This window comes from Klebsiella sp. GFKo11, from assembly GCF_056490265.1.
The window spans coordinates 4,651,298-4,668,234 of record NZ_CM151369.1 but is presented as its reverse complement, the minus strand read 5'-3'; the positions used below and the strand labels follow the sequence as shown (position 1 = coordinate 4,668,234).

Genomic DNA, 16,937 nt, shown 5'->3' with positions numbered 1-16,937 from the left:
GGAGTCCGTAAATAATGAAAAAATCTCTTCTGCTGTGGGTCGCGCTGATGGCCTCAACTTCAGCCCTGGCCGCAGAAAATAAGGAAATTCGCTTTGGCGTTGACCCGACTTTCGCGCCGTTTGAATGGAAAGACCCACAGGGTAAGCTGGCGGGTTTTGATATTGACCTCGGGAACGCGATTTGCGAGCAGCTCCAGGCGAAGTGCGTGTGGGTGGAAAGCAACTTCGACGGCATTATTCCGGCGCTGAAGGCGCGCAAGTTCGACGCGATCCTTTCCGGAATGTATATGACCGAGAAGCGTAAAGAGCAGATTGGCTTTAGCGATAAGCTGTATAACGGCCCGGTGTTCCTCGTGGCGCGTAAAAACACGCTGGCCGGGAATACCGTCGAGCAGTTGAAGGGCAAAACCATTGGCGTAGAGCAGGGCTCGGCGCAGGAAACGTACGTCAATCAGCACTGGCGCACGGCGGGAATCAATATCGTCGCCTATCAGGGGGCGGATCGCGTGGTACAGGATCTGGAGTCCGGGCGTATTGATGGCGCGGTGCTTTCCGGGATGATGGCCGACTACAGCTTCCTGCAGCAGCCGCAGGGAAAAGATTTCGCCTTCGTTGGCGGGCATTTGCAGGACGACAAGCTGTTTGGCGCCGGGGCGGCGATTGGTCTGCGTAAAGACGATGAAGCCCTGCGTCAGGAAATTAACGGCGCGATTGCCAAAATTCTCGCCGACGGCACCTATAAAAAGCTAGCAGGGAAATATTTTAGCTTTGATGTCTATTCCGGGACATAATGTTGTTATGCATTCAGCGGGCACGGAAAGCCCGCTTCAAGCTTCCTTTTCTTACTATCATTTCTGACCTTTGGTATTTCCTGAAAGGACACAGAATATAAGCGTTACCCTATATAATTCGCGTTGCGTGAAGTATGACGGGTAAATAAGGAGTGAACGGCATGATGACACGTCCCTTGGGCAAAACCGGATTTTCCATCGCCCCGCTGGTGTTTGGCGGCAACGTTTTTGGCTGGACCATCGATGAAAAAACCAGTTTTGCCATTCTTGATGCGTTTGTAGACCACGGCTTTGATGCTATTGATACGGCGGATGTTTACTCCCGCTGGGCGGACGGTAACCAGGGCGGCGAGTCCGAAGCCATTATCGGTCGCTGGCTGCAGGCGCGGCCAGGCATGCGCGATAAGGTGAAAATTTTCACTAAAGTTGGTTCCGATTTAGGCCTTCCCGGCCATAAAGGACTGAAAAAAGCCTGGATCCAGCAGGCGGTGGAAGATTCGCTGCGCCGCCTGAACACCGATTATATCGACCTCTACTTTTCCCACTGGCCGGACCCGGAAACCCCGGTTGCCGAAACCCTCGACGCGTTCCATGCCTTACAGCTGGCGGGAAAAATCCGCGCGATGGGGGCCTCTAACCTCGATGCACAGCAGCTTTCGAGCGCCCTGGAAGTCTCGCGCAAAAGCGGTCTACCGGCCTGGCAGGTGCTGCAACCGGAATACAATCTTTATCATCGTTCGGCCTTTGAAGGCGCGCTCTGCGACCTGTGCATCAGCCGCGATATCGGTGTGGTGACCTACTACAGCCTGGCATCCGGCTTCCTGACCGGTAAATACCGTCAGCAGTCCGATCTGGCGCAAAGCCAGCGCGGCGGCGGCATCGGAAAATACCTCAATCCGCGCGGGCTGCGTATCGTCGATACTCTGGTTGAGGTGGCGGAACAACAGAATGCGAAACCTGCCGAAGTCGCGCTGGCCTGGCTAATGAGTCGTGAAGGCGTAACGGCCCCGATTGCCAGCGCCACCAGTATCGCTCAGGTGGAGAGCTTTGCCCGTGCCGCTGCGTTGAACCTCCACGCTGAACAGCTGGCGCGTCTGGATACCGCCAGCGCATAGTTTTCGACGCCGGAACCTGTCGAGTTCCGGCGCTTTTCCATCAGCGTTTTGTATTCCATTTTTCCTCACCCTCAGCCAATACCACTGCTCTGAATACCTTTCACCGAAAAATGAAACGTTTTTCCATTCGGAAAAAGACAGGCTTGATTACGATAGGATAATGCGTATAGTTCTCATTCTTCTTTTTGTTTGCGGGCTTGTCAGGGAATAACCTGCATTAGTGGCGTGCTCACAGGGAAACTTCGAAGGCGTAGGGTGGGGCTCGCTAACGCAAGACCGAAAAAGAGAATATCGGCGGCGGAGTCACCATCGGATCATTGATTTTGTTCAGGATTGATCTTATGAAATACACTCTCCCGGCGTTGGCGCTGGCTATCTCTGCGGTCTTAAGCGGCTGCGCCGCCACTCACACCTCTCCTGCTTCTCAACCTGTTGCCGAACAAAAAGCGGAAACTGCCGTACAACCGCTGAAACGCGAGCTGGCGAAAGGCTTGTATGAAATGGCGCTCAGCCCGAAAGGCGATGCACTGTACGTTGCCAGCGCTGAAGGCTTTAAAGAGTGCAGGGCGGCGCGGTCTATAAGCTGGATCCGGCAACCCTGAAAACTATCGGCATGACCCACACCGATCTGAAAAACTTTGCCGTACAGCTCAGCCCTGACGGCAGTACGCTGTTTGTCACCAACTCGCTGGATGGCGGCATTAGCGCTATCGACACGGCCAACGGCAAAGTCCAAAAACGCCTGCTGTTTAGCGAACGCAATAAAGAAGGTTTCCCGTACGGTGCGCGTCAAATCCTGCTGCTCAATAACACCCTTTACGTTGGCGCAGTCGCCGATCCGGCGCAAATCTGGGTGGTCGATGCCGACACCCTGAAGCTGAAAACGCGGATTAAAAATACCGGTAAATGGATGACCGGCCTGCACTATTCCGCACAAACCGAACGGCTGTACGCGGCAAACGGCGGCGGTGAAATCCTGGTGATTAACCCGCGCAATAACCGTATCGAACACCGCTGGAAGCCGCTGGGCGATAAACCGGCGCTGCTGCTGAACATTGCTGAAGATAGCGCCACCGGTCGTCTGTTCGTCACTGATAACTCCAAAGCTAAAACCACCCTGGTACTCGATATTCACAGCGGCAAGGTGATTAAGCAACTGGACGTGGGCGACTCGCTGGCGGTGCAGTTCAATCCTAAGCGCAACGAGATTTATATCTCCCAGCGCGAATCCGGCAAGGTTATCAGCCTCGATGGCACCAGCTACGCGCTGAAAAAGTCGTGGGATATTCCGGCTAACCCTAACAGCCTGCTTATTTCCGCTGACGGCCAGACGCTGTTTGTCACCGTTAAGCAGCCGTTTAATAAAGATCATTCGACGAAAGGGCCGGACAGCGTTGTCCGCATTGACCTGACCGCGAAATAAGAAATTCGGGCCCGGTAACGGGCCCTTTGTTTTACTTTCCTCACCTATGGGACTCATTATGCGTATATCTCACTATCCGGCTTTCCCGCTACGGAAAACGCTGCTGGCGTTAACTATTGGCGCTATCACTCACTCGGCAACGGCGGCGGAAAGCGACGCCGAACGTAAAAAAACCGAAGAAACCATGGTCGTCCGGGCGGCTTCCGACAATGATTTTAAATCTGGCGGCGATCTGGTCGTTCCTGCCTATCTGGATGGGCAGGTAGCGAACGGTGGTCGTCTCGGGATGCTCGGCGAGCAAAACGCGATGGACGTTCCGTTTAGCATCATCGGCTATACCTCGAAGCTGATTCAGGATCAGCAGGCGAAAACCATTACCGACGTGGTGAGCAACGATGCCGGGGTTCAGCCGGTGCAGGGCTACGGTAACTATGCCGAGACCTACCGCATTCGCGGCCTCAAATTCGACGGCGATGATATGACCCTGAGCGGCCTGTCCGGCGTGGTGCCGCGTCAGGTGATGGATACCGCCATGCTTGAACGGGTTGAGATTTTTAAAGGCGCGAACGCCCTGCTCAATGGTGCCGCCAGCTCCGGCGTCGGCGGGATGATTAACCTGGAGCCGAAGCGTGCGGAAGATACCCCGACCGCCAACGTTGGCGTGGACTATACCTCTGATTCTCAGGTCGGCGGTTCGCTGGATTTAGGCCGTCGCTTTGGTGACGATAACCAGTTCGGCGCGCGGGTGAACCTGGTACATCGTGAAGGCGAGGCGGCGGTCGAGAATGACAAGCGCAGAACCACTCTGGCCGCTATTGGCCTCGACTATCGCGGCGAGCGCTTGCGCAGCTCTTTTGATTTTGGCTATCAGAAGAAAACGTTCCACGGCGGCCCGATGGGGATCAATATTTCAGCCGTTGATTTTATTCCGCGTCTGCCGGGCAATACCCATAACTACACGCAAAAATGGGCTTACAGCGATATCGAAAATGAGTTCGGTATGCTGAGAATGGAGTACGACATTGTCGATAAATGGACTGCCTATGCGTCGCTGGGCGCTCAGCACGCCCATGAAATTGGCCTGTATAGCGCTTCGAAGCTTATTGATCGAGAAGGCAACGCCACGGCGGGTCGTCTGGATACCAACCGCTATATTGATACCGCCAGCGGCATGGCCGGCATTCGCGGCGAGTTCGCTACCGGTTTTGTCTCGCACAAAGTGAACGTCGGCTATTCGGCGAAAACCCAAAACGATAAAACGGCGTGGAGAATGTCTAAGGTTAACCCGCTGGTGAATATCTATGATACTCAGCAGGTTGCGCCTCCAGCCACTTCTTCATCCGATGGTAATTATTACGATCCGCTCACCAGCGGGCGTACCCGTTCGCAGGGCTGGCTGCTGAGCGATACCCTGGGCGTTCTGGACGATACGCTGCTGTTTACCGCTGGCGCGCGCCATCAAAAAGTGGTGGTGCGTAACTACAACAAAACCACCGGATTACAAACCGACGACAAATTTGATGACAGCCGCTGGATGCCCACTTACGGGCTGGTCTACAAACCGTGGGACGTGATTTCTTTATATGCTAACCTACTGAGGCTCTGCAACCCGGAGGCCGGGCGCCAAATTCGGCCAAAAACTATGGTGCAACTGTCGGGATTATTCACTCCAAACAAAACGAAGTGGGGGTGAAGGCGGATTTCGGCCGTATTGGCGGCTCGCTGGCGCTGTTTGAAATTAAAATGCCGTCAGCGGTCCTTGATAGCCAAGGTTATTATGGCCTTAACGGCGAGCAGCGTAACCGCGGCGTTGAGTTCAATGTCTTCGGCGAACCGCTGTACGGTCTGCGTCTTAACGCCAGCGCCACCTGGCTGGATGCCGAGCTGTCGAAAACCAAATATGGCATCAACGATGGTAAGGAAGCTATTGGTGTGCCGGGGTTCTACGCGGTGCTTGGCGCAGAGTATGACATTAAGCCTATCGACGGCCTGACTGCCACCGCGCGCCTCAATCACTCCGGTTCGCAGTATGCCGATCAGGCGAATACCAAGAAGATTGATAGCTACACCACCCTGGATCTCGGCGTGCGCTATCGTCTGGCGCTTAACGAGAATCAGAACCAGATGACGGTACGGGCGGGGGTGGATAACGTGACGGATGAGAACTACTGGTCCGGTGCTGATGACAGTGGAACCTATTTGTTCCGCGGTGAGCCGCGGACGTTCAAGGTTTCGGTCGGCTACGAGTTCTAAGCAAAACGCTGGGGCGGGCAGGGCAGCTCGCCCCTTGTGATAAATCAATGAACGTATAAAGCCAGGGCATCTGCGGCTTGAAGTATGACGGGGATAAGTGTTACAAGGTGCCCCTTCATATAAACACACAGGGGATCGACGTGAAAGACGCGTCAACGTCGTCGGATGCCGTAGAGGAAAGCGGTCCGACGCTTCACCGCGGTTTACAGAACCGACATATCCAACTTATCGCCCTTGGCGGCGCCATCGGTACCGGCCTGTTTCTCGGCATTGGACCAGCGATTCAAATGGCGGGACCGGCCGTACTGCTCGGCTACGCCGTCGCCGGGATCGTTGCTTTTCTGATTATGCGCCAGCTTGGCGAAATGGTCGTCGAAGAGCCGGTTTCTGGCTCCTTTGCCCACTTTGCCTATAAATACTGGGGCCCGTTCGCAGGCTTTCTTTCCGGCTGGAACTACTGGGTGATGTTCGTGCTGGTGGGGATGGCAGAGCTGACCGCTGCCGGGATCTACATGCAGTACTGGCTACCGGACGTGCCGACGTGGATTTGGGCCGCCGTCTTCTTCATTATTATCAACGCGGTTAACCTCGTTAACGTTCGCCTGTACGGCGAAGCGGAGTTCTGGTTCGCGCTGATTAAAGTGCTGGCGATTATCGGCATGATTGGCTTTGGCCTGTGGATGCTGTTTGGCGGCCACGGCGGCAGCAAAGCGGGAATCGATAATCTGTGGAAATACGGCGGCTTCTTTGCCACCGGCTGGCATGGCCTGATTATGTCGCTGGCGGTGATCATGTTCTCCTTCGGCGGGCTGGAGCTTATCGGCATTACCGCCGCCGAAGCGCACAATCCTGAGAAGAGCATTCCGAAAGCGGTTAACCAGGTGGTGTACCGTATTTTGCTGTTTTATATCGGTTCGCTGGTGGTTCTGCTAGCTCTTTATCCGTGGGTGGAAATCAAATCTGACAGTAGTCCGTTCGTGATGATTTTCCATAATCTCGACAGTAATGTGGCGGCTTCAGCGCTGAACTTCGTGATTCTGGTGGCTTCGCTGTCGGTCTATAACAGCGGCGTTTACTCCAACAGCCGGATGCTGTTCGGCCTGTCGGTGCAGGGCAACGCGCCGAAGTTTCTCGCTCGCGTCAGCAAGCGCGGCGTACCGGTCAACTCCCTGATGCTTTCCGGGATTATCACCTCGCTGGTGGTGCTGCTTAACTACCTCCTGCCGCAGAGCGCGCTCGGCTTGTTGATGGCGCTGGTGGTGGCGACGCTGCTGCTGAACTGGATTATGATCTGCCTGGCGCACCTGAAATTCCGTGCTGCCCAGCGGCGCAAGGGGCGTGAGTCGAAGTTTAAAGCGCTGCTGTCGCCTGGCAGTAACTATTTTTGCATCGCCTTCCTGGGCCTGATCCTGGTGCTGATGTGCACGATCGACGGTATGCGTCTGTCGGCGATTCTGCTGCCGGTGTGGATCCTGTTCCTGTTTGTGGCCTTTAAAACCCTGCGCCGCCCGGCGTAGTGCGTGACAGCCCCGCCGTCCGGCGGGGCATAATCATATTTTATTGTGATCTTCTTCGCGCTTAGCGCATTTTTCCCGCGATCTTCTTTTTGTAATCGATTACTTTTCATTTGAATCTATTTTGTAATCGATTACTTTTTAAAGGCGGTCAACATGACAACAACAACCGAAGGTCGTGAAAGTGCCCGCGTAACGCACCGTTTTCTGGTGCCGCGGCTGTCGTTAATGATGTTTATGCAGTTCTTTATTTGGGGGAGTTGGTCGGTTACGCTGGGCCTGGTGATGACTCGTTACGAGATGTCATTGCTGATTGGCGATGCTTTCTCCGCCGGGCCGATTGCGTCGATTCTCTCACCGTTTGTGCTGGGAATGCTGGTCGATCGCTTTTTTGCTTCGCAGAAGGTGATGGCGGTCATGCATCTGGCCGGGGCGGTGATTCTGTGGTTTGTGCCGCAGGCGCTGGTGGCGCAAAACGGCGCGCTGCTGATTGGCCTGCTGTTCGGCTACACCCTGTGCTATATGCCGACGCTGGCGCTGACTAACAATATTGCGTTCCACAGCCTGGCGAACGTCGACAAGACTTTTCCGGTGGTCCGCGTTTTCGGTACTATCGGCTGGATTATCGCCGGCATCTGCATCGGCGTGACCGGTATTTCCGATACCACCGGGATTTTCACCCTCGCGGCGCTGTGTTCAGTGGTACTGGCGGTTTATAGTCTGACGCTGCCGCACACGCCGGCCCCGGCGAAAGGGACCCCGGTGCAGTTTCGTGACCTGTTGTGCGCTGACGCTTTCGCGCTGCTGAAAACGCGCCACTTCCTGATTTTCTCCTTGTGCGCGACGCTGATCTCTATTCCGCTGGGCACCTACTACGCCTATACCGCCTCTTATCTGGCGGATGCCGGGGTCGCGGACGTCAGCACCGCCATGTCCTTCGGTCAGATGTCAGAAATCTTCTTTATGCTGGTGATCCCGCTGCTGTTCCGCCGCCTGGGCGTCAAATATATGCTGCTGATCGGCATGGCTGCGTGGTTCGTACGCTACGCCTTCTTTGCGCTGGGCGTCAGCGAAGAGGGGCGCTTCCTGCTCTATCTTGGCATCCTGCTGCACGGCGTGTGCTACGACTTTTTCTTCGTGGTTGGCTTTATCTATACCGACCGCGTGGCGGGCGAGAAGGTCAAAGGTCAGGCACAGAGCATGATCGTGATGTTCACCTACGGCATCGGGATGCTACTGGGCTCGCAGATTTCCGGCGCGCTATATAACCAACTGGTCGCGGGACAAACGGTACCGCAGGCGTGGGTCACGTTCTGGTGGATCCCGGCGGTGGCCGCGGCGGTTATCGCACTGATTTTCCTTTTCTCTTTCCAGTACAAAGATAAAGAGCAGCATTAATTTTTTAGGAGGTGGTATGAAAACGATCAAGGGACCGGGCATTTTTCTGGCGCAGTTTATCGGCGCGCAGGCACCGTTTAATACTCTGGAGGGGATAGCGCAGTGGGCCGCTGGTTTGGGATATCAGGCGTTGCAAATCCCCTGCAACCATCCGGCAATTTTCGATGTCGAGCAGGCGGCGGCAAGCCAAACCTACTGCGATGAAGTGAGCGGCATACTGGCAGAATATGGCCTGGCGATCAGCGAGCTTTCAACACACCTCGAAGGGCAACTGGTGGCCGTGCATCCGGCTTATGACGAGGCCTTTGACGCTTTTGCTCCCGCCGCGCTGCGCGGTAACCCGCAGGCGCGCCAGCAGTGGGCGGTGGAGAAAGTACGTCAGGCAGCGGTGGCTTCCGCGCGTTTGGGGCTAAAAGCGCACGCCACCTTTTCCGGAGCGCTGGCGTGGCCTTATTTTTATCCGTGGCCGCCGCATAACCAGCCGCTGCTGGATGAAGCTTTTGACGAACTGGCCCGGCGCTGGCGGCCTCTGCTTGATGTATTCGACGAGCAGGGCGTGGATTTATGCTACGAAATTCATCCCGGCGAAGACCTGCATGATGGCGTGACTTTTGAGCGTTTCCTGCAACGCCTTGATAACCACCCGCGCTGCAATATGCTCTACGACCCCAGCCACCTGCACCTCCAGCAGATAGACTATCTGGCGTACATCGATATCTATCACTCACGAATAAAAGCGTTTCACGTCAAAGACGCGGAATTCCGCCGCAGTGGGCGCAGTGGGGTCTACGGCGGCTATCAAAACTGGCAGCAGCGGGCAGGGCGTTTTCGTTCGCTGGGCGACGGGCAGATCGATTTCAAAACGATTTTCAGCAAGCTTACCGAATACGATTTTGACGGCTGGGCGGTGCTGGAGTGGGAATGCTGCCTGAAGGACGCAGAGGTTGGCGCGCGCGAAGGCAGCGAGTTTATCCGTCGTCATATCATCCCGGTTTCCGGGCGGGCGTTTGATGATTTTGCTGCGGGCGGGGAGGATTGAGGATGATTCAGGTTGGCATTATTGGCTCCGGGTTTATTGGCCCGGCACATCTGGAAGCGCTACGCAGAGTGGGCGATATTGAGGTGGTCGCGCTGTGCGACGGCAGCCTGGAGCTGGCCCAGCAAAAAGCGCGACAGCTTAACGTAGCTAACGCCTACGATAGCGTGGAGGCAATGCTGGCGCATCCGGGTCTACAGGTGGTGCATAACTGCACGCCGAACCACCTGCACGCACAGATTAACCGGCAGATTTTGGCCGCCGGGCTGCACGTCTTTTCTGAAAAGCCGCTATGCATGACGCCGGAAGAGGCGCGTGAGCTGGTGGCGCTGGCGGAAAATGCCGGGGTGGTCCACGGGGTCAGCTTTGTCTATCGCCAGTTTGCCATGGTGCAGCAGGCGGCGGCGATGATGCGCAATGGCGATGTCGGGAGGCTGTTTGGCGTACACGGCAGCTATCTCCAGGACTGGATGCTGCTGGAAACTGACTATAACTGGCGGGTCGATTCGGCGCAGGGCGGCGCATCGCGGGCAGTGGCGGATATCGGCTCCCACTGGTGCGATACGGTGCAGTTTATGACCGGCCGACGCATCGTAGAGGTGATGGCTGATCTGTCTATCGTCTGGCCGACGCGCAAAGCGCCCGTCGCAGGGGATGCCACTTTTAGCCAGTATAGTGACGATGTGCGTTATGAAGAACGTCCCGTCGATACTGAAGATATGGGGTCGGTACTGTTCCGTTTTGATGATGGCAGCAAAGGCTGCTTCACCGTCTCGCAGGTGAGCGCCGGGAGAAAAAATGGTCTGACGGTAGAGATCAACGGCAGTCAATGCTCTCTGGCCTGGGATCAGGAAGTGCCACAGCGTCTATGGATGGGGCATCGCCATCGGCCAAACCAACTGCTGAGCGACGACCCAAGCCTGATGCTGGGTGAGGTCGCCGCCAGCGCTCATTTTCCCGGCGGGCATATCGAAGGCTGGCCCGATGCGTTTAAAAATATGATGCTGAGCTTTTATCAGGCGGTTCGTGCCGGAAAAATGCCGGAAGAGCGGTCGCGGCGCTTTGCGTCGTTTTATGAGGGCGCGGACGTGATGTACATCGTTGATGCGATAGTGAAAAGCCATCAGCAGCAGCGCTGGGTGAAGGTGGTAAGGTCATGAGAGAGACTGCGGTGCGCATTTCGCGCACCGGCTGAATTACTTCACGCCAAGATAGCCATCGAGATACGCTCCGGACAGCTCGTTGCCGAACAGCACGGCGTCTTTATCCTCCATTGCGTTGTCCCACTTATCGTTAGCGTTGCCGTTGAAAGAGTGTTGCGTCTTTGTGCCTTGCGCTGCCTGCTGCTTGATGGAATCAGCGGTGCGGCGGGCATCGTTTTCGCTCATGCCTGACGCTTTATCTTTCTGGCCCTGAGCATATATCTCGGTAAAGTTTGGCAGATTTAAACGGTAATTTTCCTGACGGTTAGTCGCGAAATTACCGCCGACAAAATCGGTGCGGTGTGAGACAAAATAGTAAGCATGGCGCTCCGGCGAAGATTTTGAGGAGGTGCAGCCGGAGAGAGCGGCCAGAGAACAGCTGAATGCAATAATCGCTATTTTTAGTTTCATTGATGACATCATCCCTAATTATTTAGAATATGCACTCTGGATAATTTGAGTACAGGAAAAACAGCACGGTAGCACCTGAAGACCCATTTATCCAGGGGTCTTCAGGTATCGTATTTTTTAGATCTGCGCCAGCCCGCCATCAACGTAGATTTCAGATGCGTTAATAAAGCTCGCGTCGTCAGAAGCCAGGAACGCGACAGTTTTCCCTACTTCCTCCGGCTCGCCAATGCGCCCCAGCGGTACGTCGGCGGCCAGCATATCAAAGAGTCCCTGGCGCTGCTCTTGCGCGACAAGCCCTCCCAGGCCCGGTGTACGCACTGGCCCCGGACTGACCACATTAACGCGGATACCGCGATCCTTCAGGTCCAGCGCCCATGAACGGGCCAGATTACGCACGGCGGCCTTGCTGGCGCTGTACACGCTGAAATTCGCAGTTCCTTTGACCGCCGCCGTAGAGCCGGTAAGGATGACGGAAGCACCCTGCGTCAATAGCGGCAAGGCCTTCTGAACGGTAAACAACACGCCGCGCACGTTGGTGCCGAAAATACGATCGAAGTGCTCTTCTGTTATGGCGCCCAGCGGCATCATGTCGCCGCCGCCCGCATTGGCAAAAAGCACGTCCAGTCGGCCAGATTCGCTGGCAATGGTCGAAAACACGCCATCCAGATCGCTTAAAATAGAGGCATCGGCACGGATCCCTCTGGCTGCGGGACCGATTAACGCTACCGCAGCGTCAAGCTCCTCCTGGCGGCGGCCGGTGATGTACACCGTCGCACCTTGATTTGCCAGCTCCTGTGCAGACGCAAGGCCGATACCCGAGCTGCCGCCGGTGACTAACGCGATTTTTGCCGAAAGTTTTTTACTCATGATGCACTTCCTTAACTAAAGTATGAATATGCCAATTGAGTCATCGACTTACAGTGATAACCTGGCGGCTAAGTACGGTTGTCACTGTACCGTCAGCTACGGGTGCAAAAAACGTAGTAATGTGAAAAACACTCTTCACACCTATGAATAATCGCCGACTGCTATCAGGAAAAAGCGAATAATGGATCGGTTTTCAGCCCTCAAAGTCTTTACGCGCGTTGTCGAAGCAAACAGCTTTACCCGGGCCGCAGACTCGTTGAATATGCCCAATGCCACCCTCAGTAAAGCGATTCAACAGCTTGAATCTCATCTTGGCGTTTGCTTGCTGCAACGTACAACCCGACGCATTACCGTCACGCCGGAAGGGCGCGAGTACTATGAAAAAGCGGTACGTATTCTTAAGGATCTGGACGAGATTGACGCCTCATTTAGAGCTTCTCGCAACAAGCCAAAGGGCCATCTGCGCGTCTCGGTAGGAGGATCAACCGCCCGCGATGTTCTGATCCCTCTGCTGGCTGGCTTTATGGCGACCTATCCGGATATTCGCATTGATCTGGCGGTAGCTGACAGCCCCATGGACCTTATCAGCGGCAACATTGACTGTGCGATAAGAGGAGGGCCGCTGGATGACTCGACGCTTATTGCCCGAAAAATCGGTGAAGCGACGATAATTACCTGCGCCACGCCGGGCTACCTCAAGCTCTACGGTATTCCCGCTTATCCTGATGAATTGAAGAACGGACACCGGCTTGTCAGCTATTTGTCTCCCGCCAGCGGAAGAGCCTTTCCATTTCGCTTTGAGGACAACGACATCACTCAGGAGATCAAAACGGAATATCACCTTGGTATAAATGAGAGCAATGCCCATATTGCGGCAGCGGAGGCTGGGCTGGGTATTGTGCAGACCTTCTCCTACTCGTTGAGAAATGAGCTGGCGAACGGAACACTGGTGGAAATACTTAGCAAATGGCGTCCGGCCTCTTATCCATTTCACATTGTTTATGCGCAGAATCGACACGTTACGTCCCGGCTGCGCGTATTTGTTGAATGGCTTGTGGAGACGTTTCCGGCGGCGGTGAAAGGGTAATTGACCACAGGAACCAGAGAATTATGATAGCCTGCGAAATATAACGTCCATTGCAGGAAATGCAGTCTCTATGTCAATTCAGAAAATCGCTCGCCTGGCGGGCGTCTCGGTGGCGACGGTATCGCGAGTGCTGAATAACAGCGATACCGTCAAAGAGAAGAATCGCGAGCGCGTACTTCAGGCCATTAAAGAGAGTAACTATCAGCCTAATCTGCTGGCCCGTCAGCTGCGAACGGCTCGTAGCTACATGATTCTGGTGATGGTCTCTAACATTGCGAATCCCTTTTGCGCTGAAGTGGTCAAGGGGATTGAAGAAGAGGCTGAAAAGAACGGCTACCGGATCCTGCTGTGTAACTCCGGGTCAGACCTGGCGCGTTCTACCTCTGGCCTGCAACTGCTTTCCGGAAAAATGGTTGACGGCATTATTACCATGAACGCGCTCTCCAGCCTGCCGGAACTCACCACCATGATTGGCGATGCGCCGTGGGTCCAGTGCGCGGAATATGCTGATACCGGCAGCATCTCCTGCGTCGGTATTAACGATGTTGATGCGGCGCAGGGGGCGGTTTCCCGGCTTGTCGACAGCGGGCGTCGACGAATTGCCCTCATCAACCACGATCTCAGCTATCGTTACGCGCGCCTGCGCGAGCGCGGCTATAAAAGCGTGCTGCACGTTCGCGAACTGAATTATCAGCAGGTGACCTACGCCAGCGATCTTAGCGCCGCTGCCGGTAAAAAGGCGATGGAACAGCTGTTGGCGTTGGACGAAAAGCCCGATGCGGTATTTGCCGTTTCTGACTCATTGGCGGCGGGCGCGCTGCGAGCTATCGCTCAGGCCGGACTGCGGGTGCCGGAAGATATTGCGCTGATTGGGTTTGATGGCACCGAGCTGGCGGAAGTCGTATCACCACAGCTGACAACCGTAGAACAGCCATCGCGCGAAATAGGCCGCACGGCGGTGACGCTATTAATGAAGAGAATCGATAATCCTGACGCCGCCGTTGAGCGGGTGATGATGCACTGGCGCGTGATATCCCGAGCCAGTGCTTGAGAACCTTACTGAGATACCGCGCCCGCCAGCGAACGAATATCGTTGCCGGTGGGGGACTGGTGAATCCGCAGGCCGAACTCGTCAACGACTGCAAACACGTGATCGAAAATATCCGCCTGGATACTCTCATATTCCGCCCACACCACGGTGTTGGTGAAGCAGTAAATCTCAATCGGCAGGCCGCTGGCGTCCGGGGCCAGCTGGCGCACCATCAGGGTCATATCCTTACGGATGCGCGGATGGTTGCGTAAATACTCCTGCAAATAAGCGCGGAAGGTGCCGATATTGGTCATTTTGCGCTGGTTCAGCACCGATTGGTCGGTCGCATTTTGCTGGTTCCAGGCGCTAATTTCCTGGTGACGTGAATCCATATACGGCTTCAACAGTTTGGCCTGAATCAGGCGCTGCTGCTCTTGTTCATCGAGAAAATGAATGCTGGTGGTATCGATATTCAGGCTGCGCTTTATGCGTCGACCGCCGGAAGCGGACATGCCGCTCCAGTTTTTAAACGAGTCGGACACCAGCGACCAAGTTGGAATGGTGGTGATAGTGTTATCCCAATTGCGCACCTTCACCGTGGTCAGGCCGATGTCGATTACCGCCCCGTCAGCGCCGTATTTCGGCATTTCCAGCCAGTCGCCGAGCTTGAGCATATCGTTGGCGGAGAGCTGAATACCGGCCACCAGGCCAAGAATCGGGTCTTTGAATACCAGCATTAATACCGCAGCCATCGCGCCGAGGCCGCTAATCAGAATCGCCGGGGATTGGCCTATCAATAATGAAATAACCAGAATGCCGACAATAATCGCGCAAACCAGCTTTATTCCCTGGAATATCCCCTTAAGCGGAAGCTGAGAGGCGGTGGCGAATTTCTGCGATAAATTGAACACTACATCCAGCAGTGAGAAGAAGGACAGCATCGCGTATATCATCACCCACAGCTGCGCGCAGGTGGTGAGTATTTCCGCAGCCTCGCTGCCTTTTTGCAGCCATAAAACCGCCTGTACGTTGACGATAATCCCTTGCAGGGTAAAGGCCAGGCGGTGAAACAGTTTGTTCTGCGTGATGATTTGCAGCCACAAATGGCTACTGGCCTGCGCCCGTTTTTCGAAAGTACGCAGCACCACTTTGTGCAGAATAAGGTGAACGACAACTGCCGTCAGAAGAATAATGCCGAAGATAATAATGAGTGAGCTGGTGGGGGTTATTTCGATGCCTAACGCGGCGATTTGCGATATTAATTCCTGCATAACGTCTCCTTTACATCCAGCGGTTATGATGACCGCTGGATGACTATTATGCAAATCGCAGGTTACGCAGATGTGAATTATGAAGCCGCTACCGCCGGATGCACGTTCAGATGATGGCGCAGGCATAGCGCGATGGCGCCTAATATCAGCATCATCACCACCTCAACCGCCAGAAAATCGATTAACGCTAATGGATAGTCCCCGCCGCCGCGATGGGCAAGGGTTAAGAATAGCGAACCGAGGATCGCCGGGCCAAGGCCCAGCGTTGCCTGTTGCAGGGTGCTGAGAATCGCGCTCCCGGCCCCGGCGTCGCAGGCGCTGATATCGCGCATTCCGATGCGGTAAAAGCTATTGACGATCAACGCCTGGCCATAGCCGATAAGCGCCGTGGACGGCACCAGAGCCAGAGTAGAGGTTTGCGTTCCAAGGTGATAAAACGTGGCGCTCAGCAGCAGCAGGCCGACAATCTGCACCGACAGGCCAATCAGCAGGATGCGCCCCATGCTGTAACGGGCAATCAACTTCGGCGCGTACAGCGCAGAGATGAAATAGGCCACGCCGAGGGCGATAAAGCTGTTGCCGGACTGCCACGGCGCCATACCCAAACCTGCCTGCATGGTCAGCGCCATACAGAACATAAACCCGGACCAGGCGCTGAAAAAGAGCAGGGCAATGGCCATACCAAAGCGAATGCTGGTGAGCTTCAGCAGGCGGGGCGGCAATAACGGTTGTTCGCCGCGCTGCTGTTTGCCCAGCGCGCTGGCTCGCATCCACAGCAGCAGCGGCAGCACGGCGACTAACATTAGCTGGAGCGCCCACGGCCAGTGCAGTTCCGGCCCCAGCGCCATTGGGAACAACAGGCAGCAGAGGATCAGCGCAAGGCTGAAAGTGCCCTGCCAGTCGATACGCGAATGCGCTTCGCGCCGGGTCTCGGGGACGTAGCGCGGGCTAAAAGCCAGCACCAGCAGGCAGATCGGCACGTTGATAAAGAACGCATTTCGCCAGCCTAAACCGGCGATGTCCGCCGATACCAGCCAACCACCGCCCATCTGACCTACGATAAACGCGATACCGCCAATGCCGCCGTACAGGCTGATGGCCCGAGCGTGGGCGGTGCCTTTGAGGGTGATATGCAAAGTGGCGAGGATCTGCGGCACGATCAGCGCCGCACCGGCACCCTGTAAGGTGCGTGCCGCCAGCAGGGTATGAATGGAATTTGCCATCCCGCACAGCAGGGAGGCGACACCAAAAATCGCTACGCCCCACATAAACAGACGGCGGCGGCCATAGTTATCGCCAAGTTTGCTGCCCATCGCCAGACAGACGGCAAAGGCGACGCCGTACAGCGCGACAATCAGCTCCAGTTGGGTGGCGCTGGCGTTCAACGATTGGGTGATCGAATCCAGCGCGACGTTGGTGATCGAGGTGTCGATCAACGGCAGCATTTGGCCGGTCAACAGCAGGAATAAACCGGCGCGGCCGGGTGAAACAGCAGACGAATTCATCGGATCTCTCCATTGCGTCATTCAGCGGATAGCC

The 16,937-nt window shown here is 55.5% G+C and carries 14 protein-coding genes and 1 pseudogene; 11 read left to right on the top strand and 4 right to left on the bottom strand.

The annotated features are described in order from the left end of the window. Nucleotides 1–14: 14 nt before the first annotated feature. The 9 genes and pseudogenes from AC07P6_RS22545 (at nucleotide 15) to AC07P6_RS22505 (ending at nucleotide 10,690) form a co-directional block, all read left to right on the top strand. Nucleotides 15–791 carry an ABC transporter substrate-binding protein gene (locus AC07P6_RS22545; protein WP_110273196.1) on the top strand — a complete coding sequence of 259 codons (777 nt, stop codon included), beginning with the start codon at nucleotides 15–17 and terminating at the stop codon, nucleotides 789–791. 161 nt (nucleotides 792–952) lie between these two features. Continuing rightward, nucleotides 953–1,906, top strand: coding sequence for an aldo/keto reductase (locus AC07P6_RS22540; protein WP_434659878.1), 954 nt, complete (start codon nucleotides 953–955; stop codon nucleotides 1,904–1,906). A gap of 341 nt (nucleotides 1,907–2,247) precedes the next feature. After that, nucleotides 2,248–3,329, top strand: a pseudogene (locus AC07P6_RS22535) (YncE family protein). 58 nt (nucleotides 3,330–3,387) lie between these two features. Continuing rightward, a complete protein-coding gene (locus AC07P6_RS22530) occupies nucleotides 3,388–5,022 on the top strand; it encodes a TonB-dependent receptor (RefSeq protein ID WP_478314764.1) in 1,635 nt (544 codons plus the stop codon). Next, nucleotides 4,932–5,582 (top strand): TonB-dependent receptor, encoded by a 651-nt coding sequence (locus tag AC07P6_RS22525; RefSeq protein WP_478317066.1) that lies wholly within the window; start codon nucleotides 4,932–4,934, stop codon nucleotides 5,580–5,582. The genes AC07P6_RS22530 and AC07P6_RS22525 overlap by 91 nt, the downstream gene beginning before the upstream one ends. Nucleotides 5,583–5,722: 140 nt before the next feature. Beyond that, a complete protein-coding gene (pheP, locus tag AC07P6_RS22520; protein WP_478314762.1) occupies nucleotides 5,723–7,099 on the top strand; it encodes a phenylalanine transporter in 1,377 nt (458 codons plus the stop codon). A 153-nt stretch (nucleotides 7,100–7,252) separates the two neighbouring features. Continuing rightward, nucleotides 7,253–8,494, top strand: coding sequence for an MFS transporter (locus AC07P6_RS22515; protein ID WP_478314760.1), 1,242 nt, complete (start codon nucleotides 7,253–7,255; stop codon nucleotides 8,492–8,494). 16 nt (nucleotides 8,495–8,510) lie between these two features. Continuing rightward, on the top strand, nucleotides 8,511–9,533 hold the full coding sequence (locus tag AC07P6_RS22510; RefSeq protein WP_478314758.1) for a sugar phosphate isomerase/epimerase family protein: 1,023 nt from the start codon (nucleotides 8,511–8,513) through the stop codon (nucleotides 9,531–9,533). 2 nt (nucleotides 9,534–9,535) lie between these two features. Next, nucleotides 9,536–10,690 carry a Gfo/Idh/MocA family protein gene (locus tag AC07P6_RS22505; RefSeq protein ID WP_478314756.1) on the top strand — a complete coding sequence of 385 codons (1,155 nt, stop codon included), beginning with the start codon at nucleotides 9,536–9,538 and terminating at the stop codon, nucleotides 10,688–10,690. Between the two features lie 36 nt (nucleotides 10,691–10,726). Here the strand turns inward: AC07P6_RS22505 and AC07P6_RS22500 are convergent, their stop codons facing one another. Further along, a complete protein-coding gene (locus AC07P6_RS22500) occupies nucleotides 10,727–11,143 on the bottom strand; it encodes an Exc2 family lipoprotein (protein WP_110273204.1) in 417 nt (138 codons plus the stop codon). Between the two features lie 117 nt (nucleotides 11,144–11,260). Then, nucleotides 11,261–12,010 carry an SDR family NAD(P)-dependent oxidoreductase gene (locus AC07P6_RS22495; protein ID WP_110273205.1) on the bottom strand — a complete coding sequence of 250 codons (750 nt, stop codon included), beginning with the start codon at nucleotides 12,008–12,010 and terminating at the stop codon, nucleotides 11,261–11,263. Between the two features lie 181 nt (nucleotides 12,011–12,191). On the opposite strand from AC07P6_RS22495, the gene AC07P6_RS22490 reads away from it, so the two are divergent. Together AC07P6_RS22490 and AC07P6_RS22485 are read left to right on the top strand one after the other, a co-directional pair. Then, nucleotides 12,192–13,097, top strand: coding sequence for a LysR family transcriptional regulator (locus AC07P6_RS22490; RefSeq protein WP_181483163.1), 906 nt, complete (start codon nucleotides 12,192–12,194; stop codon nucleotides 13,095–13,097). 70 nt (nucleotides 13,098–13,167) lie between these two features. Then, entirely contained in the window at nucleotides 13,168–14,148 is a 981-nt protein-coding gene (locus AC07P6_RS22485; protein ID WP_181483162.1) for a LacI family DNA-binding transcriptional regulator, read from the top strand. A gap of 5 nt (nucleotides 14,149–14,153) precedes the next feature. On the opposite strand, the gene AC07P6_RS22480 is transcribed toward AC07P6_RS22485, so the two are convergent. Beyond that, entirely contained in the window at nucleotides 14,154–15,398 is a 1,245-nt protein-coding gene (locus tag AC07P6_RS22480) for a mechanosensitive ion channel family protein (protein WP_181483161.1), read from the bottom strand. A gap of 77 nt (nucleotides 15,399–15,475) precedes the next feature. Continuing rightward, nucleotides 15,476–16,903 carry an MFS transporter gene (locus AC07P6_RS22475; RefSeq protein WP_434659872.1) on the bottom strand — a complete coding sequence of 476 codons (1,428 nt, stop codon included), beginning with the start codon at nucleotides 16,901–16,903 and terminating at the stop codon, nucleotides 15,476–15,478. Nucleotides 16,904–16,937: the final 34 nt, after the last annotated feature.

Coding starts and splice junctions, on each gene's coding strand:
- AC07P6_RS22505 (WP_478314756.1), top strand. CDS start 9,536: ATGATTCAGGTTGGCATTATTGGCTCCGGGTTTATTGGCCCGGCACAT.
- AC07P6_RS22480 (WP_181483161.1), bottom strand. CDS start 15,398: ATGCAGGAATTAATATCGCAAATCGCCGCGTTAGGCATCGAAATAACC.
- AC07P6_RS22530 (WP_478314764.1), top strand. CDS start 3,388: ATGCGTATATCTCACTATCCGGCTTTCCCGCTACGGAAAACGCTGCTG.
- AC07P6_RS22490 (WP_181483163.1), top strand. CDS start 12,192: ATGGATCGGTTTTCAGCCCTCAAAGTCTTTACGCGCGTTGTCGAAGCA.
- AC07P6_RS22515 (WP_478314760.1), top strand. CDS start 7,253: ATGACAACAACAACCGAAGGTCGTGAAAGTGCCCGCGTAACGCACCGT.
- AC07P6_RS22485 (WP_181483162.1), top strand. CDS start 13,168: ATGTCAATTCAGAAAATCGCTCGCCTGGCGGGCGTCTCGGTGGCGACG.
- AC07P6_RS22510 (WP_478314758.1), top strand. CDS start 8,511: ATGAAAACGATCAAGGGACCGGGCATTTTTCTGGCGCAGTTTATCGGC.
- AC07P6_RS22475 (WP_434659872.1), bottom strand. CDS start 16,903: ATGAATTCGTCTGCTGTTTCACCCGGCCGCGCCGGTTTATTCCTGCTG.
- AC07P6_RS22500 (WP_110273204.1), bottom strand. CDS start 11,143: ATGAAACTAAAAATAGCGATTATTGCATTCAGCTGTTCTCTGGCCGCT.
- AC07P6_RS22495 (WP_110273205.1), bottom strand. CDS start 12,010: ATGAGTAAAAAACTTTCGGCAAAAATCGCGTTAGTCACCGGCGGCAGC.
- AC07P6_RS22545 (WP_110273196.1), top strand. CDS start 15: ATGAAAAAATCTCTTCTGCTGTGGGTCGCGCTGATGGCCTCAACTTCA.
- AC07P6_RS22540 (WP_434659878.1), top strand. CDS start 953: ATGATGACACGTCCCTTGGGCAAAACCGGATTTTCCATCGCCCCGCTG.